The sequence below is a fragment of the Devosia sp. Micro-HW1 genome, from assembly GCF_056341075.1.
The window spans coordinates 1,715,233-1,741,510 of the sequence record NZ_CP094375.1 but is presented as its reverse complement, the minus strand read 5'-3'; the positions used below and the strand labels follow the sequence as shown (position 1 = coordinate 1,741,510).

The following is a 26,278-nucleotide window of genomic DNA, read 5'->3' as shown; positions in this document are numbered from 1 at the left end:
TTGTCTGCCCACCCAAGGGGAAATGAATGAACATCCATGAACACCAGGCCAAGGCGCTGCTGAAGGACTACGGTGCTCCCGTCGCCCAGGGCGTCGCCATCTTCTCGGCAGACGAGGCCGAAGCTGCCGCCCGGTCGCTGCCTGGCCCACTCTACGTGGTCAAGAGCCAGATCCATGCCGGCGGTCGCGGCAAGGGCAAGTTCAAGGAACTCGGTGCCGATGCCAAGGGTGGCGTGCGCCTGGCCAAGTCCATCGAGGACGTGGTCGCCAATGCCAGGGAAATGCTTGGCAATACGCTCGTGACCAAGCAGACCGGCGATGCCGGCAAGCAGGTCAACCGCCTCTATATCGAAGACGGCGCCGACATTGCCCGCGAACTCTACTGCTCGCTGCTGGTTGATCGCGCCACCTCGCGTGTCTCCTTCGTGGTGTCCACCGAAGGCGGCATGGACATCGAGGCCGTGGCCGAACACACACCGGAAAAGATCATCACCGTTGCCATCGATCCGATGGCCGGCGTCACCGATGCCGATATTGCCAAGATCAATTCGGCGCTCGAGCTCGAAGGGGCGGCCGCCGTGGACGGCGAACACCTGTTCCCGATCCTCTACAAGGCCTTCACCGAGAAGGACATGAGCCTGCTCGAAGTGAACCCGCTGATCGTCATGACCAACGGCCGCCTGCGCGTTCTCGATGCCAAGGTCTCCTTCGACAACAACGCGTCCTTCCGTCACGAAGAGCTCAAGCCCCTGCGCGACCTCTCGGAAGAAGACAGCAAGGAAATCGAAGCCTCCAAGTATGACCTCGCCTATGTCGCCCTCGACGGCAATATCGGCTGCATGGTCAATGGCGCGGGCCTGGCCATGTCCACCATGGACATCATCAAGCTCTATGGCGCCGAGCCGGCCAACTTCCTCGACGTTGGCGGTGGCGCCTCCAAGGAGAAGGTGACCGCAGCCTTCAAGATCATCACTGCCGATCCGGCCGTGAAGGGCATTCTGGTCAACATCTTCGGCGGCATCATGCGCTGCGACGTCATTGCCGAGGGCGTGATCGCCGCGGTCAAGGAAGTCGGCCTCAAGGTGCCGCTGGTGGTGCGCCTCGAAGGCACCCGCGTCAAGGAAGGCAAGGAAATCCTCGACAATTCCGGCCTCGACGTGATTTCGGCCGATGATCTCGACGACGCCGCCCAGAAGATCGTCAAGGCGGTTCAGGGCTAAGGCGATGCGCTTGGGTCTCGCCATGATCCTGGGTCTGGCACTGGCGGCAACGCCTGTGCTGGCCCAGACCAAGACCAAGGTCAATACGGTGGACGAAGCCGTGTCGGCCCTGGAAGTGTGCGAGGCCTTTGCGCGGGACGAAGAGGGCGCGGTGGATGCCGCGATCTCGGCCGGCTGGGATGCCTATGACGAGGTCGGGGAAAGCCCCTTCATCCGTCAATATGCTGCCAGCCGCGATATCCCGGGCCTGGGCTGGGGCGATATTTTCGTCCTCGTGGAAAGCTACCCCGAGACCAATTTCGGCTATTGCCGGCTTGACCTGGCAGAGCCGGTTGGCAAGGGGCCGGCGGTCATCGAGGCCATTGCCGGTCTTGATCGCTACGCGGGTGAAGTCGTCGAAGAGGACGGCGGAACCTATGCGCGGCTTTCGGGCACGGGCGACGGGGACGTCCTGCTCATGACCCATTGGGACGACGCCAGCTTCGTGATCCAGCTCACCATCATCACGCCGAATACGGCTTCGAGCGAACAGTAAAACCACCCGCTGCGGCGGGGCATGAATGCGGCGCCAGGCGCCCACAGACGGAAGAGAAACAGATGTCCATTCTCGTCAACAAAGATACCAAGGTTCTGGTCCAGGGCCTGACCGGCAAGACCGGCACCTTCCACACCGAGCAGGCCCTGGCCTATTTCGGCACCAAGATGGTGGGCGGCGTGAACCCCAAGAAGGCCGGCGAAATCTGGACCTCGGGCCTGGACGCATCGGCCACCCTGCCGGTCTATGCATCGGTTGCCGAAGGCCGCGACAAGACCGGCGCCAATGCCTCGGTCATCTATGTGCCGCCGGCCGGTGCCGCCGCTGCCATCGAGGAAGCCATTGAGGCCGAGATCGAGCTGATCGTCTGCATCACCGAAGGCGTGCCGGTCATGGACATGGTCCGCGTCAAGGCCAAGCTCGAAAAGAGCAAGTCGCGCCTGATCGGGCCGAACTGCCCCGGCGTGCTGACCCCCGAAGAATGCAAGATCGGCATCATGCCGGGCTCGATCTTCTCCAAGGGTTCGGTGGGCATTGTTTCGCGCTCGGGCACGCTTACCTATGAAGCCGTGTTCCAGACCACCAATGAAGGCCTCGGGCAGACCACCGCTGTCGGTATCGGCGGCGACCCGGTCAAGGGCACCGAATTCATCGACGTGCTCGAGATGTTCCTGGCCGACGAAGCCACCAAGTCGATCGTCATGATCGGCGAAATCGGCGGTTCGGCCGAAGAAGAAGCGGCCCAGTTCCTCATCGACGAGGCCAAGAAGGGTCGCAAGAAGCCAATGGCTGGTTTCATTGCCGGCCGCACCGCTCCTCCGGGCCGCACCATGGGCCATGCCGGCGCCGTGATTTCCGGCGGTAAGGGTGGCGCCGAAGAAAAGATCGCGGCCATGGAAGCGGCCGGTATCAAGGTCTCGTCCTCGCCAGCGCGGATCGGCAAGACCCTGGTTGAAGTTCTGAAGGGCTGAGAGCCGTCCCGAAGGGCAAGTCGCTCCGGTGGAGCGATTTGAGGCGAGCAGGCCATGAGAGCTTGGAGCGACCCCAAGGGGCAAATCTCTCCAGTGGAGAGATTTGAGCGAACAAGGCTCGAATGGCGGGCTCTCGTCCCACCCACGGTACCGTCGTCGGGCTTGACCCGAGGACCTGCCGCAACAGGGTGGAGGCGGCGAATGGCCCTCGGGTCGAGCCCGAGGGCGGCGCGGTGTTTGGAGAGCGTGAGCTTTCCACCCGACAAGACGGACTGGACGGCTTCGGTGGAAAACGTCCAACAGCGACCAATGTCGGTCGCGCTTCGGTCACGGTTCGGTGTTAGGCGTGGCAATATGTTCGGACACGGAATGGTGTTGAGCCTATCGGTTCGGAAGTGACTAGGATTCCAAGCAGCCGCAGCCCTGCTCAGGGGCTGCTACACTTAACAGGATACTAAGGATAAGCGGTCAGTATCCGCACAAATTTCAGGGACCGCATGACACCGGCCTAGCCGGTTTGTTGAGAAGGATGGCAGGGCGCAAGGTCCTGCGACACACGCGATGACACGACAGGAAAAGAACGACACGTTCTTGCTGACCTCGTTCCTCTACGGGGGGAACGCCGACTACATCGAACAACTCTACGCTCAGTTCAAGACTGATCCCTCCAGCGTCGATGCGACCTGGGCCAGCTTCTTCTCACGGCTCGATGACAGTCAGGCCGAGGCCAGGAAGAATGCGGATGGTCCGAGCTGGGGCCGCAAGGACTGGCCCAAGGCGGAGGGTGGTGAACTGATCAGCGCCATGGATGGCGACTGGGCCCAGGCCGCGCTCAAGGTCGAAAAGGCCGTGAGCAAAAAGGCCGCCGCCGAAGGCAAGCCGGCACCTGCCGCGGCCGATGTGCTGCAGGCCACGCGCGACTCGATCCGTGCCATCATGATGATCCGCGCCTATCGCATGCGCGGGCACCTGCATGCCGATCTCGACCCGCTGCGTCTCAAGGCCGATGAGCCGGCCCCCGAACTGGATCCGGCAAGCTACGGCTTCTCCGAGGCCGATTATGGCCGTAAGATCTTCATCGACAACGTGCTGGGCCTGGAATATGCCACCATCCCCGAGATGCTGACGATCCTCAAGCGCACCTATTGCGGCACGCTCGGCATCGAGTTCATGCATATCTCCGATCCCGAAGCCAAGCAGTGGATCCAGGAGCGCATCGAGGGACCAGACAAGGAAATCACCTTCACCGCCGAAGGCAAGAAGGCGATCCTTTCGAAGCTGGTCGAGGCCGAAGGCTTCGAAAAGTTCCTCGACGTCAAGTATACCGGCACCAAGCGCTTTGGTCTGGATGGCGGCGAAGCCACCATTCCGGCGCTCGAGCAGATCATCAAGCGCGGCGGCGCGCTTGGTATCAAGGACATCGTCCTGGGCATGGCCCATCGCGGCCGTCTCAATGTGCTGACCCAGGTCATGCAGAAGCCGCACCGGGCCCTGTTCCACGAGTTCAAGGGCGGCGCCTTCTACCCCGACGACGTCGAAGGTTCGGGCGACGTGAAGTACCATCTGGGTGCTTCGTCCGACCGCGATTTCGACGGCAACAGGGTCCACCTGTCGCTGACCGCCAACCCGTCCCACCTCGAGATCGTCGATCCGGTGGTGCTGGGCAAGGCGCGCGCCAAGCAGGACCTGCACATTTCGCCAGATGGCAAGCTGGTTAACATCGCCACCGACGGCAAGCCAGATCGTTCCATGGTCCTGCCGCTGCTCATCCATGGTGACGCAGCCTTTGCCGGCCAGGGCGTGATTGCCGAGTGCCTGGGCCTTTCGGGCCTCAAGGGGCACCGGACGGGTGGGTCGATCCACTTCGTCATCAACAACCAGATCGGCTTCACCACGAGCCCGATGTTCTCGCGCTCTTCGCCGTACCCGACCGACGTCGCCAAGATGATCGAGGCACCGGTGCTGCACGTGAACGGCGATGATCCTGAAGCCGTGGTGTTCGCGGCCAAGGTCGCGGTTGAATTCCGCCAGAAGTTTGGCCGTCCTGTCGTCATCGACATGTTCTGCTATCGCCGCTACGGCCACAATGAAGGCGACGAGCCCAGCTTCACCCAGCCGCTGATGTACTCCAAGATCCGGAGCCACAAGACCACGCTGGAACTCTATTCGGAAAAGCTGATCGGCGAGGGCCACGTGACCCAGGCCGATGTCGACAAGCTCAAGGCCGACTGGAAGGCCAAGCTCGAAGGCGAATTCGAGGCCGGCCAGGACTATCGTCCGAACAAGGCCGACTGGCTCGATGGCCAGTGGAAGAGCTTCAAGCCCGCTCTCGACGAAGGTCCGCGCCGCGGCGAAACCGGCGTCGAGCTGGAAAAGCTGGTGGCCATCGGCACCCAGCTGACCAAGATCCCGGCCGACTTCAACGTCCACAAGACGGTGAAGCGCTTCATGGATAACCGCCTCAACATCATCGAGAGCGGTGAAGGTGTGGACTGGGCGACCGCCGAGGCCCTGGCTTTCGGCACGCTGGTGATGGAAGGCCATCCGGTGCGCCTTTCCGGCCAGGACGTGGAACGCGGTACGTTCAGCCAGCGCCATTCGGTGCTCAATGACCAGCAGGTCGAGAACAAGACCTATACGCCGCTCAACAATCTCGATCCGGAAAACCAGGCCCGCTACGAAGTCATCAACTCGATGCTCTCGGAAGAGGCGGTGCTGGGCTTCGAATATGGCTACTCGCTGGCCGAGCCCAAGGCGCTGACTCTGTGGGAAGCCCAGTTCGGCGACTTCGTCAATGGTGCGCAGGTCGTCATCGACCAGTTCATCTCCTCGGGCGAACGCAAGTGGTTCCGCATGTCGGGCCTCGTGATGCTGCTGCCGCATGGCTATGAAGGGCAGGGCCCGGAGCATTCCTCCGCCCGTCCCGAACGCTTCCTGCAGCTGTGCGCCGAAGACAATATGCAGGTCGCCAACTGCACGACGCCGGCCAACTACTTCCACATCCTGCGCCGCCAGCTGAAGCGCGACTTCCGCAAGCCGCTGGTCCTGATGACGCCAAAGAGCCTGCTGCGCCACAAGCGCGCTGTCTCAGGTCTCGTGGAACTGGGTCCGGACAGCGTCTTCCACCGCCTGCTCTGGGACGATGCCGAGGCGCCGGGCCTGCCCAAGACCACCATCAAGCTGACGTCGGACGAGAAGATCCGCCGCGTCGTGCTGTGCACCGGCAAGGTCTATTACGATCTGCTCGAAGACCGCGAGAAGAAGGGCATCGACGATGTCTATCTCCTGCGCATCGAACAGCTCTATCCGTTCCCGGCCAAGGCGCTGCTCGATGAACTGAGCCGCTTCCCCAATGCGGAAGTGGTCTGGTGTCAGGAAGAGCCGCGCAACATGGGGGCATGGGCCTTCATCCAGCCCTATGTTGAGTGGGTGTTCGACCAGATGGGTCGTGGCAACCAGCGTGTCCGCTATGTCGGTCGCGCCGCCGCCGCTTCGCCGGCCACTGGCCGCATGAGCGTGCATCTGGAACAGCTCCAGGCATTCCTCGACGACGCATTCGCGCAGTAACCCGAACAAGAAGGACAATTTTCAATGTCGACAGAAATCCGCGTCCCGACCCTGGGTGAGAGCGTTACCGAAGCCACGATCGGCCAGTGGTTCAAGAAGGTGGGCGACAGCGTCGCTGCCGACGAGCCCATTGTTGAACTCGAAACCGACAAGGTGACCATCGAAGTGCCGGCCCCCGCCGCCGGCGTGCTTGAAGCTATTGCCGCCCAGCCGGGCGATACCGTCGATGTCGGCGCATTGCTCGGCGCCATCGGTGGTGCGGCCGGTGCTGCCGCCTCGGCGCCGGCTGCCGCTCCGGCCAAGGCCGAAGTGCCGGCAGCCAATGCCGCGGGTCCCGAACCGGTCAAGCCCGCGGCCAGTTTTGGTACCGACCGCGCCCCGGCGCCGTCGGCCCAGAAGCTGATCAACGAGAACAATCTCGATGCCGCCACCATCGGTGGATCGGGCAAGTCGGGCCAGGTGCTCAAGGAAGACGTGCTGTCCGCACTGGCCCGCCCGGCCGCTGCTGCTCCGGCTCCGGCTGCTGCCGCACCGGCTCCGGCCCCGGCTGCCGCCAAGGCTCCGGCCGCGCCGCGCGCTCCGGTCTCGGCTGACGATGCGGCCGGCGAAGAACGGGTCAAGATGACCCGTCTGCGTCAGACCATTGCCCGTCGCCTCAAGGACGCGCAGAACACCGCCGCCATGCTCACCACCTTCAACGAGGTGGACATGAAGCCGGTCATGGATCTGCGTAATTCCTACAAGGAGCTGTTCGAGAAGAAGCATGGCGTCAAGCTCGGCTTCATGGGCTTCTTCACCAAGGCCGTGGTCCACGCGCTCAAGGAAATCCCGGCGGTCAATGCCGAGATCGATGGCGACGACCTGATCTACAAGAAGTACGCCCATATCGGTGTCGCCGTTGGCACCGACAAGGGTCTCGTGGTGCCGGTCGTGCGCAATGCCGACCAGATGTCGATCGCCGAGATCGAAAAGGAAATCGGCAATCTCGGCAAGAAGGCCCGCGACGGCCAGCTGTCAATGGCCGACATGCAGGGCGGCACCTTCACCATCTCCAATGGTGGTGTCTACGGTTCGCTGATGTCGACCCCGATCCTCAACGCGCCGCAGTCGGGTATCCTGGGCATGCACAAGATCCAGGAACGTCCGGTCGTGGTCGGCGGTGAGATCGTCATCCGCCCGATGATGTATCTGGCTCTCTCCTACGATCACCGCATCGTCGACGGCAAGGAAGCCGTGACCTTCCTCGTGCGCGTCAAGGAAAGTCTCGAAGCGCCCGAGCGTCTCGTGCTCGATCTCTAAAAGTCGCCACTTTTATGCGTTTTGAGGGGCCCGTTCTGCGGGCCCCTCGCTTTTTAACGCTATCGTTATGGGGCGCATGCCCGGCGGTAACAGTCTGTTAGGCAATTGTGCCGCTATGCAGAGGTGATGTTACGGAGTGATGCGTTGCGCGCACCAACAATTCTGACGCTGCTGGTCCTTGCCCTGCCGCTGCCGGCCTTTGCTCAGGAGCAGCTTGATGCGGACCTGGTGGGTGAACTGATGGCTTTTCACGGTTCGAAGGCCATTGTCGAAGTGATGAGCACGCATTGTTACGAAACTACTGGGCTTGATGGCGCCTACAAGGATGCGGCGGCCAACTGGTATTTGAGGAATATCGGCTATCTCGATCTGGCCGACCGGGTGATCGCCCGGCTCGGTGGTGGCGTGGAGGGGCAGCAGAAGGCCGCCGAGACCTATGGCGGCACCCAGATCATGACTGCCTATAACCAGGCGCCGGACAAGAACGCCTTTTGCCGGACCTTTCTCGAGCAGGTCCAGAGCGAAAGCCTCGACATAGACAGTCAGCTTCCTGATATCCTCAAACGGGCACAGGATATTTCTGCATCCTGAGGCAGCAAAGTCTTGCCATGACGTAATTTTCAGATGATCCAATCGCCTCTGCCGGACGTTGGTGAGGCATTAGGAGGTCGTCATGAGCATTGAACTCACTCTGCTGATCTGGAGCGCGGTCGTGGCTTTGGCCTATCTGGGCGTGCAGTCGACCCTTTATCGGATCGACTATGGCGTCGAGCACGCCAACAGCCAGCGGGACAATGAGCGGCCACCCAACAAGTGGACGGTGCGCGGCCAACGGGCGCTGAGCAATTTCCTCGAGACCTATGCGGTGTTCATCGCGCTCGCCGTGGCCACCGAGTTGTCGGGACGCTCCGATGGGCTCACCCAATGGGGCGCCATCATCTGGTTCGGTGCGCGCGTCGCCTACCTTCCGGCCTATTTCATCGACATCAAGCAGATGCGCTCGCTGATCTGGACGGTATCGCTGATCGGGTTGGTGCTGATGCTGGTTGGCGTCGCGCTTTAAGGTCATTCAGAGGACCACGGCGCCGCCCTCGGGCCTGACCCGAGGGCCTTTCCCAACACGTAGATTGTGCCTGTTCTGAGCGGTCCTCGGGTCAGGCCCGAGGACGGCACTGTATGCGGGGCGACGTCGGATTGTCCGATGGTGCCTCCCCATGCTCATAGGGCAGGGGGACCTATGCTCCGCTGCGTTGCCCCTCGCGCGCGGGTGGTGTAACCGTATCCGCGGTTTTTCGCGGCGGAAGCGAGCGATGGATTTTCCCTGGTTCGAATTTCTTGGCCTGATGCTGGCCTTTGGCATTAACGCCGTCATTCCCGGCGCCGATTTCGCCATGGTGCTGCGGCAGTCCGTGGTGCATGGCCGCCGCGAGGCATTGCTGACCTCGGCCGGCATTGCCACATCCATTCTGGTGCACGGCACTTACACCCTGCTCGGCGTCGGCGTGATCGTGGGACAGTCGCTGCTGCTGTTCAACATCCTCAAATGGGCGGGCGCGGCCTATCTGGTGTGGCTGGCCATTTCGGCCCTGCGCAGCCCGCCGCCGCAGCCGCCGGTGGTCGCCGAAGGTGCTGTCGCGCGCAAGGGCGACATGGCAGCCTTTGCCTTGGGTTTCCTCACCAATCTGCTCAATCCCAAGGCCGTGCTGTTCTTCCTCGCGCTCTTCACATCGCTGGTCTCGGTGACGACGCCGGGCGAGGTGAAGGCGATTTATGTGGGCAGCATGAGCCTCATGCTTTTTGCCTGGTTCGCATTGGTGTCGGTTTTCTTTACGACCCCTTCGGTGCGGCAAGGCTTTTTCCGCGTCGGCCGGTGGTTTAATCGGGTCACCGGCATTACATTCCTGGCACTGGCTGTGCGCGTCGCACTCGCACAGCAGCGCTGACACTCTCTGAGGCAAGAACAATGGCAGACCAATTCGACCTTACCATCATCGGCTCGGGCCCGGGCGGCTATGTCTGCGCCATCCGCGCGGCGCAGCTGGGCATGAAGGTGGCCGTGGTTGAAAAGTGGCCGACCCTGGGCGGTACCTGCCTCAATATCGGCTGTATCCCCTCCAAGGCCCTGCTGCACGCCTCCGAGCTGTTCGAGGAAGCCGGTCACGGCTTCAAGGCCCTGGGCATCGATATTCCGGCGCCTGTCCTCAATCTCAGGCAGATGCAGAACCATCGCGCCGAAACCGTGGCCTCCAATGTCGGCGGCGTCGATTACCTGTTCAAGAAGAACAAGATCACCGTCTTCCGCGGCATCGGCTCGATCCCGGCCGCTGGCAAGGTGCTGGTGACGCCGCAGAGCGGCGCCCAGACCGAGATCGCCACCAAGAACATCGTCATCGCCACAGGTTCGGTATCGGCCAACCTGCCGGGCATCGAGATCGACGAGAAGCAGATCGTCACCTCTACCGGCGGCCTGGTGCTCGAACAGGTCCCCAACAGGCTGGTGGTGATCGGCGCCGGCGTCATCGGGCTCGAACTGGGCTCGGTCTGGATGCGCCTTGGCGCGCAGGTGACCGTGGTCGAATATCTCGACCGCATCCTGCCCGGCATGGACAGCGAAGTGGCCCGCCAGTTCCAGCGCATGCTGCAGAAGCAGGTCATGGAGTTCAAGCTCTCGAGCAAGGTGGCCGGGATCGACAAGCAGGAAGACGGCTCGCTCAAGGTTCGCGTCGAACCGGCCAAAGGCGGCGAGGCCGAGTTGCTGGACGCCGACGTGGCGCTGGTCGCTATCGGCCGCAAGCCCTTCACCGAAGGCCTTGGTCTCGAGCTCGCAGGCGTGGCGCTGGATGAGCGCGGCCGCGTCCGCGTCGACGGACATTACAAGAGCTCGGTCGATGGCATCTATGCCATCGGTGACGTCATCACCGGCCCGATGCTGGCGCACAAGGCCGAAGACGAGGGCATTGCCGTTGCTGAAATCCTCGCCGGTCAGGCGGGTCATGTGAACTACGCCGCGATCCCGGCCGTGGTCTATACCAATCCGGAAGTCGCTTCCGTTGGCAAGACCGAGGATGAGCTCAAGGCAGAGGGCGTCAACTACAAGATCGGCAAGTTCCCCTTCACCGCCAATGGCCGCGCCAAGGCCATGCTGGCGACTCAGGGTTTCGTCAAGATCCTGGCCGACGTGGAGACCGACCGCGTACTGGGCGCGCATATCGTGGGCAAGAATGCCGGCGAGATGATCCATGAACTGGTGACGCTGATGGAATTCTCCGGTGCTTCGGAAGATCTGGCCCGCACCACACATGCGCATCCGACCCTCAGCGAAGCCATCCGCGAGGCCGCACTGTCGCTTGGGGACGGGGCCATTCACATCTAGCAAAATCGCGTTCAGAACGCATTCATCCGAGGGGTCCAGGACCCAGTTCGGGATTTGCACAAAGACCCCGGACCATTGTCCGGGGTTTTGCTTTTCCGGGCTAGGGGCTTATTGGCAGACCCAAAGTCATCATACAACATACGAGTTATTGTATGTTGACTTGTCACTTCTTCTTCCATACCAGTTTGTCCCAAGACCCAGTTAACGGCAAACGAAAACCGGGTCGGGCGGCCAGACCGCCACGGCAGGGGGTGGGAGCCCCTGTGCTGCAAGGGACCCTTTGGGAGGACAACCATGTTTCATCTGCCTAAGATGGCGGCTGCCGCCGTCGTCGCATCCAGCCTCATGATTTCTGCCGCCAGCGCCCAGACGGTGCTGCGCTCTTCGGATACCCATCCCGATGGCTATCCCACTGTCGAAGCTGTGAAAAAGTTCGGCGAACTTCTGTCGGAGAAGACCGATGGGGCCTATTCGGTGGAAGTGTTCCACTCTGCTCAGCTCGGCCAGGAAGCCGACACGATCGAGCAGACCCAGTTCGGCGTGATCGACCTCAACCGTATTTCGATCGGCGCTTTCGGCACCCAGGTGCCGGCTGCGACCGTGACCCAGCTGCCCTACATCTTCCGCTCGGCTGACCACTTCCACAACGTGCTTGACGGTCCGATCGGCGAGGAAATCCTGGCGGCCTTCGATGCCGTGGATGTTGTCGCTCTGGCCTTCTATGACGGCGGCGCCCGTTCCTTCTACAACAGCCAGAAGCCGATCACCTCGCTGGCCGACATGGAAGGCATGAAGTTCCGCGTCATGGGTTCGGACATTTTCGTGGACATGGTCGCCGCGCTCGGCGGCAATGCCACCCCCATGCCCTATGGCGAAGTCTATTCGGGCATCCAGACCGGCGTTATCGACGGTGCTGAAAATAACTATCCGAGCTATGACACTGCCGGTCACGCCGAAGTCGCCAAGTTCTACTCGCTTGACGAACACCTGATGGTTCCGGAAGTGCTCGTCGTTTCCAAGATCGTCTGGGATGGCCTGACGCCGGAAGTGCAGGCTGCCATGCGCGAAGCTGCCAAGGAATCGGTTGCCTACCAGCGCGAGCTCTGGACCGCCAAGGAAGTTGAATCCAAGGCCAAGGTGGAAGCTCTCGGCGCGCAGATCAACGAAGTCGACAAGCAGCCCTTCATCGATGCGATGAAGCCGGTCTACGAAAAGTACGTCACCGATCCGGCCCTGCAGGATCTGGTCGCCCGCATCCAGGCGACTGAGGGCTAAGGTCCAGGACTGACGAAGGTCCGGGCCGGCGTGAGCCGGCCCGGTTCGTCTTGAGGAGACTTCCAATGAGAAATGGCCTTCTGGCGTTGAGCCGCGTCTTTGGCGCGATATCGATGGTCGCCCTGTGGATCGCCGCGGTCGGTCTGGTCTCCATGACCATCATCGTCGCCTACCAGGTCTACATGCGCTACGTGGTCAATTCGTCGCCGGCCTGGACCGAGTCTGGCTCGATCATGATCATGAGCTGGTTCATTTTCCTGGGCGCAGCCGTGGGTGTGCGCGAGAAATTCCATATGGGTTTCGACGTGCTGCTCTACGCGATCCCCAAGGCCAGGCCTTTCCTGCGCTCGATCAGCGATCTCGCCATTTTCGCTTTCGGCTTTGGCATGGTCTGGTATGGCGGTGAACTTGCCCTGCGTGGCTGGAGCGTCCGAATTCCGGTGCTGGGCCTGCCGCAGACCTTTACCTATCTCCCGATCGTGTTTTCGGGCGTCCTGATCTGCCTGTTCGTGGCCGAGCGCATGGCGCTTCGCCTCGCGGGCGAACCGGTTGACGCCGAAACCACCGACCACTCCGTCAGCGAGGCCTGATCGCCATGGAATACTGGGTTCTCTTTGGCGTCTTCAGCGTCCTGATGGTTGTTGGCACGCCCATAGCCTTCTGCCTCGGCATCGCCAGCTTTGCCACCATCCTCTATATCGGTCGCCCGCCGATCGTGGTGTTCCAGCAGCTCAATTCCGGCGTAAGCGTCTTTACGCTGATGGCCATCCCCTTCTTCATCTTTGCCGGCGACCTGATGATGCGCGGCGGGATCGCAGCCCGCATCATCCGGTTTGCCGGGTCGATCGTGGGCCATATTCGCGGTGGCCTGGGCCAGGTAAACGTTCTGGCGTCGACATTGTTCGGCGGCATTTCCGGTTCGGCAGTCGCCGAGGCTGCGGCCGTTGGCGGGATCATGATCCCGCAGATGAAAGAGCGTGGTTATGGCGCTGACTATGCGGTGAACGTCACCTCCATGGCGGCGCTGATTGCCTTGCTGCTGCCGCCCAGCCACAACATGATCATTTACTCAATTTCAGGCGGCGGCCGTATTTCGATTGCCGACCTGTTCACGGCGGGCGTCATCCCGGGACTTCTGCTCGCCGTGGCGCTGATGATCACCGCCTATATCGTGGCGCGGATGCGCGGCTACCCGACTGAGCCCTTTCCGGGCTTTTCCAAGGCGCTGCAATATTTCCTGATCTCGATCCCTGGCCTGCTGCTGATCGCGATTATCTTCGGCGGCGTGCGATCGGGTATCTTCACAGCGACGGAAAGCTCCTGCATTGCGGTGATTTACGCTTTCCTCGTGACTCTGCTTGTGTACCGCACCATGGACTGGTCCACCTTTGTCCATTGTGTCATGGGCGCAGTGCGGACTACCGCCATGGTGCTGTTCATCATCGGTGCCGCCGCATCCTTCGGCTGGCTGATGGCCTATCTGCGTGTCGCACCGATCCTGACCGAATTTGTCGGTCAGCTGACCAGCGATCCGCTCATGGTGCTGCTGCTGATCAACGTGCTGCTGCTGCTCCTCGGCACCTTCATGGATATGGGCCCGCTGATTATCATCACCACGCCAATCTTCCTGCCCATGGTGACTTCGTTCGGCGTCGACCCGGTGCATTTCGGGGTCATCATGATCCTCAATCTCGGCATCGGCCTCAATACGCCGCCGCTCGGGCCAGTGCAGTTCGTGGCCGCCGCGGTGGGCAAGATCTCGATCTGGACGGCGATGCGCAGTGTCTGGCCATTTTACACCGCAGGCATCATCGTGCTCGGCCTCGTTACCTACATCCCGGCGCTGTCGCTGTGGCTGCCAAGTCTGTTCCGGTAGCGCCATGTCCCTGATCGACATATCGCCTCCGGCCCGAAAGCCGAAACTCGCCGAAATGGTGGTGGATGTGCTGCGCAAGCGCATCGGCGCGGGCGAGTTCGGGCCGGGAGAGAAGCTGCCGACCGAGAGCCAGCTGAGCACCCATTTCGGGGTCAGCCGCACGGTGGTGCGCGAGGCCATCGCGGCGCTTGCCGCCGACGGCATGGTACAGCCGCGCCAGGGTGCGGGTGTATTCGTCATGGCACAGGCCACATCGGCTTTCAGCGCCATTGCCGGGGAACGCTCCAACAAGATTTCGGTGGCGCTCAATGTGCTCGAAGTGCGCATGGGGATCGAGATCGAGTCTGCCGGCCTTGCGGCCCAGCGTCATAGCACTAGCCAAGTCGCTGCGATCCATGAGGCATGGAACGAGTTCGGGCGCCTGCTGAAGCAGGGCAATCCCACTGGTAAGACCGACTTCACCTTCCACCGCGCCATCGCGGTGGCCACCAACAATCCGTTCTATCTCGAAGTGCTCGATGCTTTGGGCAGCCGCACCATTCCGTGCGACGTGGCTTCGCCCTGGGGCACGGAAAGCGTGCTCACCTACGAATACCAGGTGGGCCTGCACGACGAGCATCGGCGCATTCTCAACGCCATTTCCGCTCGCGATGCCGATGGCGCCCGCGAAGCCATGCGGGATCATCTTTCGCGCAGCCAGGATCGCTATCGTGCGCGCCTGGCCGAACAAGGCCAATAGTAACCAGGACTGACCCATGAGCACCGAATTCGACATTCGCTTCGCCATCGATCCCAGCACGGCCGCGGCCATGGGCACGGACGAGCTGCGCGAGAACTTCCTGATCGATGATCTGTTTGTTGCCGGGCAGGTGCGCTGGACCTATACCCACTACGACCGCATGGCCGTTGGCGGCGCGGTGCCCAATGGCGGCGCGTTGACCCTTGAGGTCATCAAGCCCACCGGCACGACCAATTTCCTTGATCGCCGCGAGCTCATCGCCGTCAATATTGGTGAGGCCGGGACGATTTCCGTGGATGGCACGGACCATGCCGTGGGGCCGCGCGACATGCTCTATGTCGGCATGGGCAACAAGGATGTCCGGTTTGCTGGCGAGGGCGCCAAGTATTACCTGTTGAGCGCACCCGCCCATGCCAGTCACCCGACCACGCTGCTGCAGCAGTCGGGCGCCAAACGCCTTGATATGGGCAGCGCCGAAACCGCCAATGAGCGCTCGATCTACCAGTACACGAACAGCCTCAAAAGCTGTCAGCTGGTGGTGGGGCTCACCCAGTTCGCGCCGGGTTCGGTGTGGAACACCATGCCCGCCCACGTCCATGACCGCCGCATGGAGGCCTATCTTTATTTCGACCTGAAGCCCGATGCCTTCGTGGTGCATCTGATGGGCGAGCCGGACGAAACGCGGCACATGATCGTGCGCAACGAGCAGGCTATCCTTTCCCCGCCCTGGTCGATCCATTCGGGCGCCGGAACGGGCTCCTACACCTTCATCTGGGCCATGGCCGGCGACAATATCGACTATACCGACGCCGAGAAGGTGCCGATGGAAGAGCTGCGCTGATGGATCTCAGCGCATTCTCGCTTACGGGCAAGACCGTCTTGGTCACCGGCGCCAATACCGGCATCGGGCAGGGCATAGCCCTCAGCATCGGCCGGGCTGGCGGAAAGGTTATCGGTGTCGGCCGGTCGTCGATGGAAGAGACCGCCTCGCTGATGGCGGGGCAAGGTGCCGACTTCGTCGCCGTCAGCGCCGATCTTGGTTCGACCAGCGCGGCACAGGCGATGTTCGATACGGCTTGGGATCAACACGGCCCCATCGATGGCCTTGTGAACAATGCCGGCATCATCAAGCGCGTCGACGCAGTGGATTTCACCGAAGCCGACTGGGACCAGGTGATGGACATCAACCTGAAGTCGATGTTCTTCCTCGCACAGTCCATCGGGCGAAAGGCTATTGCCACCGGTCGTCCGGCACGGGTGGTCAACATTGCCTCGATGCTGAGCTTCCAGGGTGGCATCCGTGTGGCCAGCTACACGGCGTCGAAAAGCGGCGTGCTGGGCATCACGCGCCTCCTCGCCAATGAGTGGGCGGCCAAGGGCATCAATGTGAATGCCATCGCGCCGGGCTATATCGAGACAAACAATACCGAGGCCCTGCGCAACGATCCTGACCGCTCATCGGCGATCCTGGGACGTATTCCGGTGGGCCGTTGGGGCGTCCCCTCTGACATCGGCGACGCGGCAGTATTCCTGCTCGCCCCCGCTTCCAACTACATGCATGGCGCCGTCATCCCGGTCGATGGCGGCTGGCTCGCGAGGTAAGAGACATGACTGAACAGCAATTCTTTGCCCAACCCAATGCTACCGAATGGACCACCCTTGGGCCGGGCAATACCCGCCGCGTGCTGATCCATACGCCCGAGCTCATGCAGGTCGAATTCGGCTTCGACAAGGGCGCCATCGGCGCGCCGCACAGCCATCCGCATATCCAGGTCAGCTATGTTGCCGAGGGCAGCTTTGAAGTGACCATCGACGGCAAGGTCGAGGTTGTGGGGCAGGGCGGCAGCTTCATCGTACCGACCGGCCTCGTGCACAGCGTCGTGGCCCTGGAAAAGGGCCGGCTGGTGGACGTGTTTACGCCGCACAGGGCGGATTTTCTTTGAACTTCTCCCACCCACAGTTCCGCCCTCGGGCTTGACCCGAGGGCCTGTCAAGACAGGCGCAGAATTGCAGCAGGTTGAGAATGGCCCTCGGGTCGGGCCCGAGGGCGGCGTCGTGAGCGTCGAGGCGGCAGGGTCACGCCAGTTCCGCCAGCATCGCCCCGTAACCCGCCCCATGCCCTCCCGCCCAGTTCTCCATGCCTCGCTTAGTCAGCCAGCCGCGCCGGGGCGGAATGTAACTGTAGATCCTCCGCTCAGGAGTCTCGTGCCATTGCATGTTGAAAGCGGCGAACCGGGGGAAGAACTCCATATCGGAGTAGGGCAAGTGATCGTGGATCCACCAGGCCAGGGCTTCCCAATCGCCGGTGCGCTCATAGTAGGGAATGAAGCGGTTGACGATCACGCAGGCCGTTGCCCCCATGCGACCCTTGGCATCCATAATATCCCAGATGTGCCCGGCACGGTTCTTGTCGTTGGTGGCACAGTTGAGCTTGTTGACGTTGCCGAAGTGATTGACCTCGCGCGATCGGTAGGCCGAGCGCACCGAGATGCGGCCGAACCTGTCCTGCAGCGGTTCAAGCAATTCCTCGCAGAGCCTTGTTCCCGCCGCGATGGCCAGGTCCGGATTTTCGGGCAGGTTTTGAAAACCATTGATGGCGGCGATTTCAGAATAGAGGAAGTCGCGCATGAAGAAGCTCTGAGACAAGCGCACACGACCGAACTCTTCGAGGGCGCGGACAGAGCGGGGCTGGCGCATGGGGCTTGCTTCCGTAGTGGACGACGGGCACATGCTGGTGCGTTACGTCCGTTGGGGCAACCCGGTTCCGACGACAGAGCCAGGATTGCGCCATGCTGACCATCGCCTTCTACATCGCTGTCACCGCCGAGGCGATGACAGCCGCGCTCGCTGCCGGGCGACGAAACATGGACTGGTTCGGTGTCTGCCTGCTTGCCTGGGTAACGGCACTGGGGGGTGGGACCATCCGCGACATTTTGCTGGACCACTATCCGCTTTCCTGGGTGTCCAATCCCTACCTGGTGCTGCTGGTCTGCGGCGCGGCGCTTTCCACCATCGTGCTGGCGCGGGTGGTGGACAAGCTCAAATGGCCGTTTCTGCTGCTCGATGCCTTTGGCCTCGTGGTTTTCACGATCATCGGCTGCAATATCGGCATTGAAAGCGGGGCGCACCCGATCATCGTTATCGTGGCCGGAATGGTGACGGGGGCGGTTGGCGGTATTCTGCGCGATATCCTGTGCAACGACATTCCGCTGATCTTCAGGGGCGAGCTCTACGCGACGGTCTCCATCCTGACCGGCCTGCTCTACTCGCTTGGCCTATTGGCCGGCGCGCCGGTGGACCTGATGGTCATTGTGTCCATCGCGTTCGGCTTTACGCTGCGCGTACTGGCCATTGCCTTCAAATGGGAAATGCCCAAATTCGTCTACGATCCGGACATGCGCAAATGAGGCCTGAGCGCATCGTCCTGTCGCGACGCGCGGGATTCGACCTGCAGGCGATTTCGCAAGCGCTGAATGGGCTGGCAGCCCAGTCGGTGGCGCGACCGGGGCCCTGGGGTAACCCATTCACAATAGATGCCGTGATGGCCGAAACAGGTCTGAACAAGGATGCCGCACAAGCCGAGGCGGTCGCTCGCTATGCGCGCTGGATGGAAGGCGCGATCGAAGCCGACCGACCCCGGCCGGCCCTTGCGGACATTCGTTCCGCGCTGGGTGGCAAAAACCTCGCCTGCTGGTGTCGGCAGGGTTCACCCTGTCATGTCGATATACTGATCGCTCTGGCCAATGACTGAACCCGGCCGGTCCCTCAAAATAGCCCATATGCAAACGGAGACTTGAAGTTGAGACAGACATGGCGATGGTTCGGCCCCAAGGACCTCACCAGCATTGATGATATCACCCAGGCCGGGGCGGCCGGGGTGGTGAGCGCCCTGCATCACGTTCCCAATGGAGTGGTGTGGACGCCCGAGGAGATTGCCAAGCGTCACAGGGAGATTGCCACCCGCAAGGACGGTACGGCGTCTGGCCTGACCTGGGATGTGGTGGAAAGCCTGCCGGTCACCGAGGACATCAAGAAGCAGAAGGGCAATTGGCGCGAGCATATCGCCAACTACAAGGTCTCGATGAGGCACCTGGCCGATAGCGGCATCGAGACCATCTGCTACAATTTCATGCCGGTGCTGGACTGGACCCGCACTGACCTGCGCTGGACGGTCGCGCATGGCGGCTCGTGCATGCGGTTCGACATCAACGACTTTGCCGCCTTTGACATCCACATCCTGAAGCGTCCAGGGGCCGCTACCGACTTCACCAATGCCATTGCCGACGAGGCGGCCCGCCGCTTCGCGGCGATGGGGGAGGATGACAAGAAGCAGCTGGCCCGCAACGTGACCATGGGTCTGCCGGGCTCGACCGAATCCATGTCGCTCGAGGATGTGCAGGCGCATCTCGACGAGTACGGCGCGATCAGCCGTGAGCAGTTGCGCATGCATTTCGTCGACTTCCTGGAGGAAGTGGTGCCGGTGGCCGAAGAATTGGGCATGCGGCTCTGCTGCCATCCCGACGATCCGCCGTTCGCCCTTTTGGGTCTGCCGCGCATCATGTCCACCGCCGAGGACTACAAGTTCATCCTCGATGCCGTGGACAGTCAGGCCAACGGCATGACCTTTTGCACCGGCTCTCTCGGCGCCCGGCCGGACAATGATTTGCCGGCCATCGTCTCGCAGTTTGCGTCGAAGATCCATTTCCTGCACCTGCGCAACGTCAAGCGCGACAATGACGAGATTGCCGGCTCGTTCTACGAGGCCGAACATCTGGGCGGAGATACCGATATGGTGGCGGTCATCGCCGCCGTGCTCACCGAAGAACGCCGCCGAAAAGCCGAGGGTCGCAAGGATTGGGAAATCCCGATGCGCCCAGACCATGGACAGGACATCATGGACGATCTCGGACGCCGCTCGCAGCCGGGCTACCCCACCATCGGCCGCATGAAGGGCCTTGCAGAACTGCGTGGCGTCATGACCGCTCTGGAGCATGCCCAGTGGGGTCTCAAGGAGTGACGATAGCGTAATGGACTGGTGGCGAGGTTGGCCTTGTCGACCTCGCCCTCGCTACGTTGTTTACCTAGGAAATAATTCCGCCGCGGCTTTATTTGCGCGTTGCTTAGAGGCGCAACTTGCCTGTGTCGAAACACGCAATATTAAGATGAATGCTGCAGATTGCGGCCATGTCCGTGCTCGGAGCAACTTTTTCCCTGATCAATCGATTTGTCGACCGCGCGATCGGCGCGGACGGCCTGTCTCCGGTTTTGCGTGAGAAACTGCTCGGTCAGCAACTCGAATCTGTGGCGCTCATGGTGCCGGCCCTGATGGCCGCATCCCTCATTGTTTCAGCTGCTTTCATGGTGGTGACCTGGAGCCTGCCGGTCTTTGGCATGCTCGCCGCCCTGCTCAGCGCCATCAATGTCATTCATTTTGGCGCCACTCTCCTGGCGCGGCGAATACAGAAGGGCGAGGGGTCGGCGGGAGCGCAAGTGATCCTCGTGTCGCTTGTCGCGGGCGTGCTATGGGCCATCGTGCTGTCCGTAATGCCGGTTGATGGGGACGACAGCGCTATACGAACGGTGACTTTGCTGGGTGCCGGCGGGCTCCTGTGCATCTCGTTGGTCGCGCTCATCAACTTCCCGCAGGCGCTGGCGGCATTGACCATTCCTGTGGTCGTGGGCTCGCTGAGGGGGCTTACGGGGGTCGGTCAATCCGGCGACATTCTGGTGCAGGGAACGCTGATCGGCGGCTTCACCTTTATCCTCCTGACTGTGGTCTTCAATCAGGCCTCGGCTTTCGTGGCCCTGCGCGCCTCGGAAATGCTCGTCGAGGAAAAGGGCCAGATCATTGGCTTGCTGTTGCGCGAGTTCGAGCAGTCGGCCTCGGACTGGGTCTGGGGACTTGACCAACGAGGGATCGTCAACCGGCTCTCTGGCGGGTTCACCAAAGCGACGGGTGCGACGGACGCTGATCTGATGGGCGCCGATTTCCTCGTGTTCCTGCAATTGATCACATCGCCATCGGATCCGATGGTGCGGGAGATCGAGCGGGCCATGGGCGAGCGGGAGACTTTTCATGATGTGGAAATCCAGATTATTGGCACCGGGCAGGAGTGCTGGTGGCGTTTGACCGGCAAGCCAGCCTTCGACTCGGCCGGACAATATCTGGGCTATCTGGGCACGGGCTCGGACATCAGCGAGCGCAAGATTGCCGAGAGGCGGATCACGATGCTGGCGCATCATGACTCGCTGACCGGGCTGCTCAACAGAACCCGCTTCACCGAGCAGCTGGCGCTCAATGTGGCGCGCCTGGAGCGCTATGGCACGCCTTTCGCGGTGATGTTCGTGGACCTTGATCAGTTCAAGGGAGTCAACGACAGCAAGGGTCATATTGCCGGTGACCAGTTATTGGTTGCAGTGGCGTCGCGGATGCAAACCTACTTGCGCGACATCGACGTGGCGGCGCGGTTCGGTGGCGACGAGTTCGCCATCATCCTCCCCGACACTGGCGACAGGGCCGGTGTCGAAGCGCTGGCCCAACGCCTGGTGGCGGGCATGCGGGAGCCATTCCTTGTCGAGGACGACATGTTCCTCATCGGTGCCAGTGTCGGAATTGCCATGGCACCCGGTGATGGCATCCGCCCCGATCATTTGCTGCGCAATGTGGACCTGGCGCTGTATCGCGCCAAGGCCGATGGACGGTCCACGCATCGCTTCTTTGAAAGGCAGATGGATTTCGAGCAGCGGGAGCGTCGCCTGATCGAGGCTGATCTGCGCGGTGCCATCGCCCGGAATGAGCTGGTGCTGCACTATCAGCCCCTGGTCAGCGCCACCGATGGCCAGCCCACGGGATTTGAGGCACTGGTGCGCTGGAACCATCCGACACGGGGGCTGGTCCCGCCCGCCGAGTTCATTTCCATCGCGGAACAATCCGACCTTATCGTCGAGATTGGCGACTGGACCATCAACCAGGCCTGCATTGCGGCATCGGCCTGGCCGGAGCACCTGACGGTGGCGGTCAACCTTTCAGCACGGCATTTCCGTCGATCCGATATCGGCCGGGTGGTGCAGCAGGCGCTTGCACAATCGGGTCTGGCGGCGCGGCGCCTCGAGATCGAAATTACCGAGAGCCTGCTCATTGAAAACCCCGACGAAGTCATCGCAAAGCTGGCCGGAATACGTGCTCTTGGTGTCACGATTGCCATGGATGATTTCGGTACCGGCTATTCGTCGCTGAGTTACCTGCTCAAATTCCCGTTCGACAAGATCAAGATCGATCGCTCTTTTGTCGAAGCCTCGACCAGCGACCCGATGGCGCGTGACATCCTGCGGGCCATTGCCACCATGGCCAAAACCCTCAAGCTGCGGATTACTGCCGAGGGTGTGGAAACGGCAGAGCAGGCGCAATTCCTCTCGGAAATCGCCTGCCACCAGCTGCAGGGCTTCTACTTCGCGCGGCCTCTTGTTGCGGCCGATCTGCCGGCCTACCTGCTGTCGACAGTGACCGGTCGTCTTTCGGTTACTGCGTCCTCCCAGCGAGCCTTGGTAGGTTAGTCTTCGAGCAGATAGCCGCCGGCGCGGGCCGGAAGGATGTCGCTGCCGACGATCTTGGCGACCGAGCTGTTGACCACGACATATTTGGCGCTGGAGCGCGACAGCACGATGCCGTCGGTTCCTGCCCGCAACGGCGAGCGGGCAAGGAAGGCCTCGGGGCCATCCATGGCGATGATGTCGGCGACGACGTCCCCCTTCTTGACGCGATCGCCGAGGCCGACACGGTAGGCCAGAAGACCAGGGCGGTCGGCCCGCAGGACTTCGGTGGCCTCGAACGGCGTTGGGCCGGGGGCAGGCGTGGCGGGCGAGGTCGGCGCGTTGACAAGGCCGCGATCCGTGAAGAAATCGAAGAGCCCCTGCGCATCCTCCGCGCCGATTGAGTCATGCGTGTCGGCCTGTCCGCGATATTCGAGTGTCGCGGTTTGCGCGCCCATCGGAATGGGGTAGCCGGGATTGGCGCGTTGGGCCTTGCGATAAAGATTGGGAAGGACTTCGTCGAAGGAGCCGCCGCCACTGTCCTCGGCAGTCAGGGTCGCGGCCACCTGCATGCGGTCGGCCAAATCCTGCAGGCCCGGCATCAGGTCGGGCGAAGTGAAGATGTGCTTGAGGCTTTCATCGTCGCAGTGGAGGTCAAGGACGATATCGGCGTCGTGGGCGGATTTGAGGATGTGCAGGCGCAGGCGCTGCGCGGCAGTCGCGGGTTGTTGCTGATCGAGCCACGCGCCCACCGCGCCGCGGATAAGCTTGAGGTTGGCTGCGGCGTCCCCGGTCAATTTGCCGGCAATCGTCTCGGCGATGAGCGGGTAGAGATCGGGCCAGCGGCGGTTGAAATTGACGCCGGTCTCCAGATCGTAGCGACCGATATGACGGCGCAGCACTCTGGTGGCCAGGCCCAGCGGATTGACGGAGGGGAAGATGACGAAACGCGCGTTGAGCGTGCCTTTGGCATCCGCATCGCGCAGCATGGGCAGCAGATGGTGCAGGGCCATGGTGCCGGGCTGTTCGTCGGCATGGAGCGCCGCCTGCAAGTGCACCTTGGTCTGTGCGGTCTCGGGGCCCACCGTATACCAGTAGACTGTGGTGGTGTGGCCGGGCGCGTCGCCGGCAAGGTCGAGGTTGTGCAGCGTAAAGGTCATTGGACTGTCATCAGGCGAGGCGGGCCAGCTTGTCGGCCATGGATTGAGGTTTGTCTATGCGGGTCGAGAAGTGCATGGTGCAGAAGATGCGCTCGACGCCGAGTTCATGGAGGCGCGCACAACAGGCTTCGACGGCAGCGCTGACGGCACTCATCTCGCCCTCGATATTGGTGCCATTGGCATGCATTTCGTGGATGAGGCCGGTCGTGGCGAGGACGTCGCGGACTTCCTTGATATAGGCGGAGACCGAGGGGCCAACGCCCATCGGCACGATGCAGAGATCGGCTATAACCTTCATGGTCGTTCCTTGCTCAACGCCACCAGCTGGGAACATAGCGCAGGCGCGGCGGGGCGGGCAGGTGGCGCATGAGCCTCTGGTAGATGAGGCCGAAGATAAAGAAAACCACCAGCGACACCGCGAGGAAGTAGAGCGCTGCGACCGAGAAATGCAGGAAGGCGTTGTAGTCGCGCTCGAACAGGGTCTTGGCCGTCATCATGAGGTCAGCCTGGGCGCCGACCACGGGCAGGGCGAAATAGACGATGGCCGTGGCGTGGAACAGGAACACGACCTCATTGGTATAGGCCGGCCATGCCAGGCGGATGAGGTTGGGCCAGACAACGCGGCGGAACTGTTGGCTGCGGCTCATGCCAAAGGCACGGGCGGCCTCGATGGCGCCGCGTGGCACGGCACGCAGCGCGCCATAGAATATTTCGGCCGTGTAGGCGGCGGTATTGAGCACCAGCACCAGCGGCCCGATAAACAGCGGATGCAGCACGATGCCGGAGATCCCCAGCGGCTTCCACACTGCAAGGTTGAGGGAGAGCGCCAGCGAATAGAACATGAAAAACTGGATGAAGAGCGGCGATCCCCGGAAGGCGTAGATATAGCCGCGCGACAGGCGGTTGATTACCAGGTTGCCCGAGGCCTTGCCCAGCGCGAGGAAGATGGCGAGCACGAAGCCGAGTGGGATCGAGGCGGCGGCGAAATAGATGTTGAACATCACCGCCGGGGCCATGATGGCCAGATCGTTGAAGAAGCCCTGCATCAGGCGGGCACCTCGCTCAGGATGCCCCGACCAGCGCGGCGCATGATCGCCTCGAAGGCGCGCTCGGAAAGCCAGGTGACGAGGATGTAGAACACGAAGAGCACGAGATAGTAGCGCCAGCGCCAGTCGTCATGGACGAGACCGACCGTGGGCAGGAAGTTGGGAGCGCCGAGCCGGTCGGCCCAGAGCACGATATCGGCAATCTGCAGCAGCGAGAGCAGCGACGTCGCCTTGACGATCAGCATCCACACATTGGAGAGGCCGGGCAGGGCATAGACCCACATCTGGCGGATATGAACGCGCCAGAGTACCTGGGCCGCGCTCATGCCGTAGGCGCGGGCAGCTTCCAGTTGCCCGGCGGGTACGGCCCGCATGGCACCATGAATGACATTGGTAGCAAAGGCGCCATAGACGAGACCGAGCGAGACGCTCGCGAGAAGCAGGTATTCGGTCGTGCCCAGAAACCAGTTGGCTTCCCTGCAGGGCGGCCAGGGCGATGTCTGCGCGGCGATGGCCTCCGGAGTACAGACCTGGGTGGAGACGAACCACTCGACCGATTGTTCGAAGGCCAGGGGGAAGAACAGGAAGAACAGGACGTCGGGCACGCCGCGCACGATGGATGAATAAGTTGTGCCGATCAGACGGAGGGCGAAGTAGCGCGAATTCTTGAGCGTGGCGCCTGTCAGGCCAAAAACCACAGCCAGGGCGCCGCCCAGAAGCGCGGCGTAAATTGTGAACTGGAAACTCGCGTACCAGGTCAGATGCTTGCCATTGGTGATGTAGCCGACCCAGAAGGCGAGGTCTTCAAACATGCCGCTATCCCGCGGTTAGAGCGTTTCGAGCAAAAGTGGCTGCGGTTTTGCGGATGAGAAACGCACCGGATGATTGCCTCTCCCGGGGGCCGGGAGAGGCGGATTATGCCGGAGAGGCTTACTCGGCGAAGAACGGGCCCATGCCGTCGAACCACTCGGCGATAAGCTTGTCGACGGTGCCGTCAGCCTTGAGCGTCGCGAGAGCTTCGTCGACCTTGGCCTTGAGCTCGGCGTCTTCCTTGCGGATGCCGGCGCCTACGCCGTTGCCGATCATGACATCTTCGCCAACGAACTCGATTGCGCCATTCGAGGCAGTCACGACCGGATCGAGATAGGCACCGTCAGCCAGGATGGTGTCGAGGTTGCCGGCAGCGAGGTCGGCCATGGCCTGGTCAGCGGTGGCGAAGGTCACGACGGTGTTCGCGCTGCCGAGGTTTTCTTCGGCATAGGCGGCCTGGATCGTACCGCCCTGGACGCCAACGCGGGCGCCTGACAGGGCTGCGAAGTCGAGCGTTGCGCCGGCGGCAGCGACAAACTTGGACGGATCGGGCGGGAAGTAGTTGTCCGAGAAGTCGATGGTTTCGAGGCGTTCGTCGGTGATCGACATGCCGGCCATGATCAGGTCGTAGTTGCCCGCGAGCAGGTTCGGGATGATTGAGTCCCAGTCATTGATGATCCACTCGCAGGTAAGGCCCGCGGTTTCACAGATGGCGTTGCCCAGAGCGATTTCATAGCCAGCCGGCTCACCGGCATCGTTGAGGAAATTCCAGGGGGCATAGGCGCCTTCGGTGGCGATGCGCACGGTTTCCTGCGCCATTGCCGGGGTGCCGAGAGCCAGAACGGCCGCGGCCGCCAGCATCATCTTCTTCATGATC

26 protein-coding genes are annotated in these 26,278 nt (G+C 62.0%); 20 read left to right on the top strand and 6 right to left on the bottom strand.

What is annotated here, in order from left to right:
* The first annotated feature begins 26 nt into the window (after nt 1-26).
* From sucC to MQW79_RS08250, 16 genes are all read left to right on the top strand, one after another.
* Nucleotides 27-1,220 carry an ADP-forming succinate--CoA ligase subunit beta gene (gene sucC, locus MQW79_RS08325; RefSeq protein WP_476587943.1) on the top strand — a complete coding sequence of 398 codons (1,194 nt, stop codon included), beginning with the start codon at nt 27-29 and terminating at the stop codon, nt 1,218-1,220.
* Between the two features lie 4 nt (nt 1,221-1,224).
* Nucleotides 1,225-1,755 (top strand): hypothetical protein, encoded by a 531-nt coding sequence (locus tag MQW79_RS08320; RefSeq protein ID WP_476587942.1) that lies wholly within the window; start codon nt 1,225-1,227, stop codon nt 1,753-1,755.
* Nucleotides 1,756-1,817: 62 nt separating this feature from the next.
* Entirely contained in the window at nt 1,818-2,726 is a 909-nt protein-coding gene (gene sucD, locus MQW79_RS08315) for a succinate--CoA ligase subunit alpha (protein ID WP_476587941.1), read from the top strand.
* Nucleotides 2,727-3,287: 561 nt separating this feature from the next.
* Nucleotides 3,288-6,293 (top strand): 2-oxoglutarate dehydrogenase E1 component, encoded by a 3,006-nt coding sequence (locus MQW79_RS08310; RefSeq protein ID WP_476587939.1) that lies wholly within the window; start codon nt 3,288-3,290, stop codon nt 6,291-6,293.
* A gap of 24 nt (nt 6,294-6,317) precedes the next feature.
* The gene (gene odhB, locus MQW79_RS08305; protein WP_476587938.1) at nt 6,318-7,592 is read left to right on the top strand and encodes a 2-oxoglutarate dehydrogenase complex dihydrolipoyllysine-residue succinyltransferase; all 1,275 of its coding nucleotides are present in this window, start codon (nt 6,318-6,320) and stop codon (nt 7,590-7,592) included.
* A 144-nt stretch (nt 7,593-7,736) separates the two neighbouring features.
* Nucleotides 7,737-8,183, top strand: a complete 447-nt coding sequence (locus MQW79_RS08300; RefSeq protein ID WP_476587937.1) for a hypothetical protein — start codon at nt 7,737-7,739, stop codon at nt 8,181-8,183.
* A gap of 82 nt (nt 8,184-8,265) precedes the next feature.
* Complete coding sequence (locus MQW79_RS08295; protein WP_476587936.1) at nt 8,266-8,655, top strand: MAPEG family protein; 390 nt, start codon at nt 8,266-8,268, stop codon at nt 8,653-8,655.
* Between the two features lie 247 nt (nt 8,656-8,902).
* Nucleotides 8,903-9,535: a LysE family translocator gene (locus MQW79_RS08290; RefSeq protein ID WP_476587935.1), complete on the top strand. Its 633-nt coding sequence runs from the start codon at nt 8,903-8,905 to the stop codon at nt 9,533-9,535.
* Between the two features lie 20 nt (nt 9,536-9,555).
* Nucleotides 9,556-10,965, top strand: a complete 1,410-nt coding sequence (gene lpdA, locus MQW79_RS08285) for a dihydrolipoyl dehydrogenase (protein ID WP_476587934.1) — start codon at nt 9,556-9,558, stop codon at nt 10,963-10,965.
* A gap of 294 nt (nt 10,966-11,259) precedes the next feature.
* The gene (locus MQW79_RS08280) at nt 11,260-12,240 is read left to right on the top strand and encodes a TRAP transporter substrate-binding protein (RefSeq protein ID WP_476587933.1); all 981 of its coding nucleotides are present in this window, start codon (nt 11,260-11,262) and stop codon (nt 12,238-12,240) included.
* A gap of 65 nt (nt 12,241-12,305) precedes the next feature.
* A complete protein-coding gene (locus MQW79_RS08275; RefSeq protein WP_476587932.1) occupies nt 12,306-12,830 on the top strand; it encodes a TRAP transporter small permease in 525 nt (174 codons plus the stop codon).
* Nucleotides 12,831-12,835: 5 nt separating this feature from the next.
* Nucleotides 12,836-14,116 (top strand): TRAP transporter large permease, encoded by a 1,281-nt coding sequence (locus tag MQW79_RS08270; protein WP_476587931.1) that lies wholly within the window; start codon nt 12,836-12,838, stop codon nt 14,114-14,116.
* A 4-nt stretch (nt 14,117-14,120) separates the two neighbouring features.
* Nucleotides 14,121-14,855 (top strand): FadR/GntR family transcriptional regulator, encoded by a 735-nt coding sequence (locus MQW79_RS08265; protein ID WP_476587930.1) that lies wholly within the window; start codon nt 14,121-14,123, stop codon nt 14,853-14,855.
* A 16-nt stretch (nt 14,856-14,871) separates the two neighbouring features.
* Nucleotides 14,872-15,696, top strand: coding sequence for a 5-dehydro-4-deoxy-D-glucuronate isomerase (kduI, locus tag MQW79_RS08260; RefSeq protein WP_476587929.1), 825 nt, complete (start codon nt 14,872-14,874; stop codon nt 15,694-15,696).
* Nucleotides 15,696-16,457 carry a 2-dehydro-3-deoxy-D-gluconate 5-dehydrogenase KduD gene (kduD, locus tag MQW79_RS08255; protein WP_476587928.1) on the top strand — a complete coding sequence of 254 codons (762 nt, stop codon included), beginning with the start codon at nt 15,696-15,698 and terminating at the stop codon, nt 16,455-16,457. The genes kduI and kduD overlap by 1 nt, the downstream gene beginning before the upstream one ends.
* Nucleotides 16,458-16,462: 5 nt before the next feature.
* Nucleotides 16,463-16,798, top strand: a complete 336-nt coding sequence (locus tag MQW79_RS08250; RefSeq protein WP_476587927.1) for a cupin domain-containing protein — start codon at nt 16,463-16,465, stop codon at nt 16,796-16,798.
* A gap of 133 nt (nt 16,799-16,931) precedes the next feature.
* On the opposite strand, the gene MQW79_RS08245 is transcribed toward MQW79_RS08250, so the two are convergent.
* The gene (locus MQW79_RS08245) at nt 16,932-17,552 is read right to left on the bottom strand and encodes a hypothetical protein (RefSeq protein WP_476587926.1); all 621 of its coding nucleotides are present in this window, start codon (nt 17,550-17,552) and stop codon (nt 16,932-16,934) included.
* 92 nt (nt 17,553-17,644) lie between these two features.
* On the opposite strand from MQW79_RS08245, the gene MQW79_RS08240 reads away from it, so the two are divergent.
* The 4 genes from MQW79_RS08240 to MQW79_RS08225 all read left to right on the top strand — a co-directional run bounded on the left by MQW79_RS08240 (nt 17,645) and on the right by MQW79_RS08225 (nt 22,409).
* Nucleotides 17,645-18,262 (top strand): trimeric intracellular cation channel family protein, encoded by a 618-nt coding sequence (locus tag MQW79_RS08240; RefSeq protein ID WP_476587925.1) that lies wholly within the window; start codon nt 17,645-17,647, stop codon nt 18,260-18,262.
* Entirely contained in the window at nt 18,259-18,606 is a 348-nt protein-coding gene (locus MQW79_RS08235; RefSeq protein WP_476587924.1) for a DUF4326 domain-containing protein, read from the top strand. Before MQW79_RS08240 ends, MQW79_RS08235 begins: the two co-directional genes overlap by 4 nt.
* 48 nt (nt 18,607-18,654) lie before the next feature.
* Entirely contained in the window at nt 18,655-19,872 is a 1,218-nt protein-coding gene (uxuA, locus tag MQW79_RS08230) for a mannonate dehydratase (protein WP_476587923.1), read from the top strand.
* Nucleotides 19,873-20,021: 149 nt separating this feature from the next.
* Nucleotides 20,022-22,409 carry a putative bifunctional diguanylate cyclase/phosphodiesterase gene (locus tag MQW79_RS08225; protein ID WP_476587922.1) on the top strand — a complete coding sequence of 796 codons (2,388 nt, stop codon included), beginning with the start codon at nt 20,022-20,024 and terminating at the stop codon, nt 22,407-22,409.
* Here MQW79_RS08225 and MQW79_RS08220 read toward each other — a convergent pair.
* The 5 genes from MQW79_RS08220 to MQW79_RS08200 form a co-directional block, all read right to left on the bottom strand.
* Complete coding sequence (locus tag MQW79_RS08220; RefSeq protein ID WP_476587921.1) at nt 22,406-23,545, bottom strand: succinylglutamate desuccinylase/aspartoacylase family protein; 1,140 nt, start codon at nt 23,543-23,545, stop codon at nt 22,406-22,408. The genes MQW79_RS08225 and MQW79_RS08220 overlap by 4 nt on opposite strands.
* Before the next feature lie 10 nt (nt 23,546-23,555).
* Entirely contained in the window at nt 23,556-23,843 is a 288-nt protein-coding gene (locus MQW79_RS08215; protein ID WP_476587920.1) for an MTH1187 family thiamine-binding protein, read from the bottom strand.
* Between the two features lie 13 nt (nt 23,844-23,856).
* On the bottom strand, nt 23,857-24,591 hold the full coding sequence (locus MQW79_RS08210) for an ABC transporter permease subunit (RefSeq protein WP_476587919.1): 735 nt from the start codon (nt 24,589-24,591) through the stop codon (nt 23,857-23,859).
* A complete protein-coding gene (locus tag MQW79_RS08205; protein WP_476587918.1) occupies nt 24,591-25,403 on the bottom strand; it encodes an ABC transporter permease subunit in 813 nt (270 codons plus the stop codon). Before MQW79_RS08205 ends, MQW79_RS08210 begins: the two co-directional genes overlap by 1 nt.
* A gap of 118 nt (nt 25,404-25,521) precedes the next feature.
* Complete coding sequence (locus tag MQW79_RS08200) at nt 25,522-26,274, bottom strand: transporter substrate-binding domain-containing protein (protein WP_476587917.1); 753 nt, start codon at nt 26,272-26,274, stop codon at nt 25,522-25,524.
* Between the last annotated feature and the right edge of the window lie 4 nt (nt 26,275-26,278).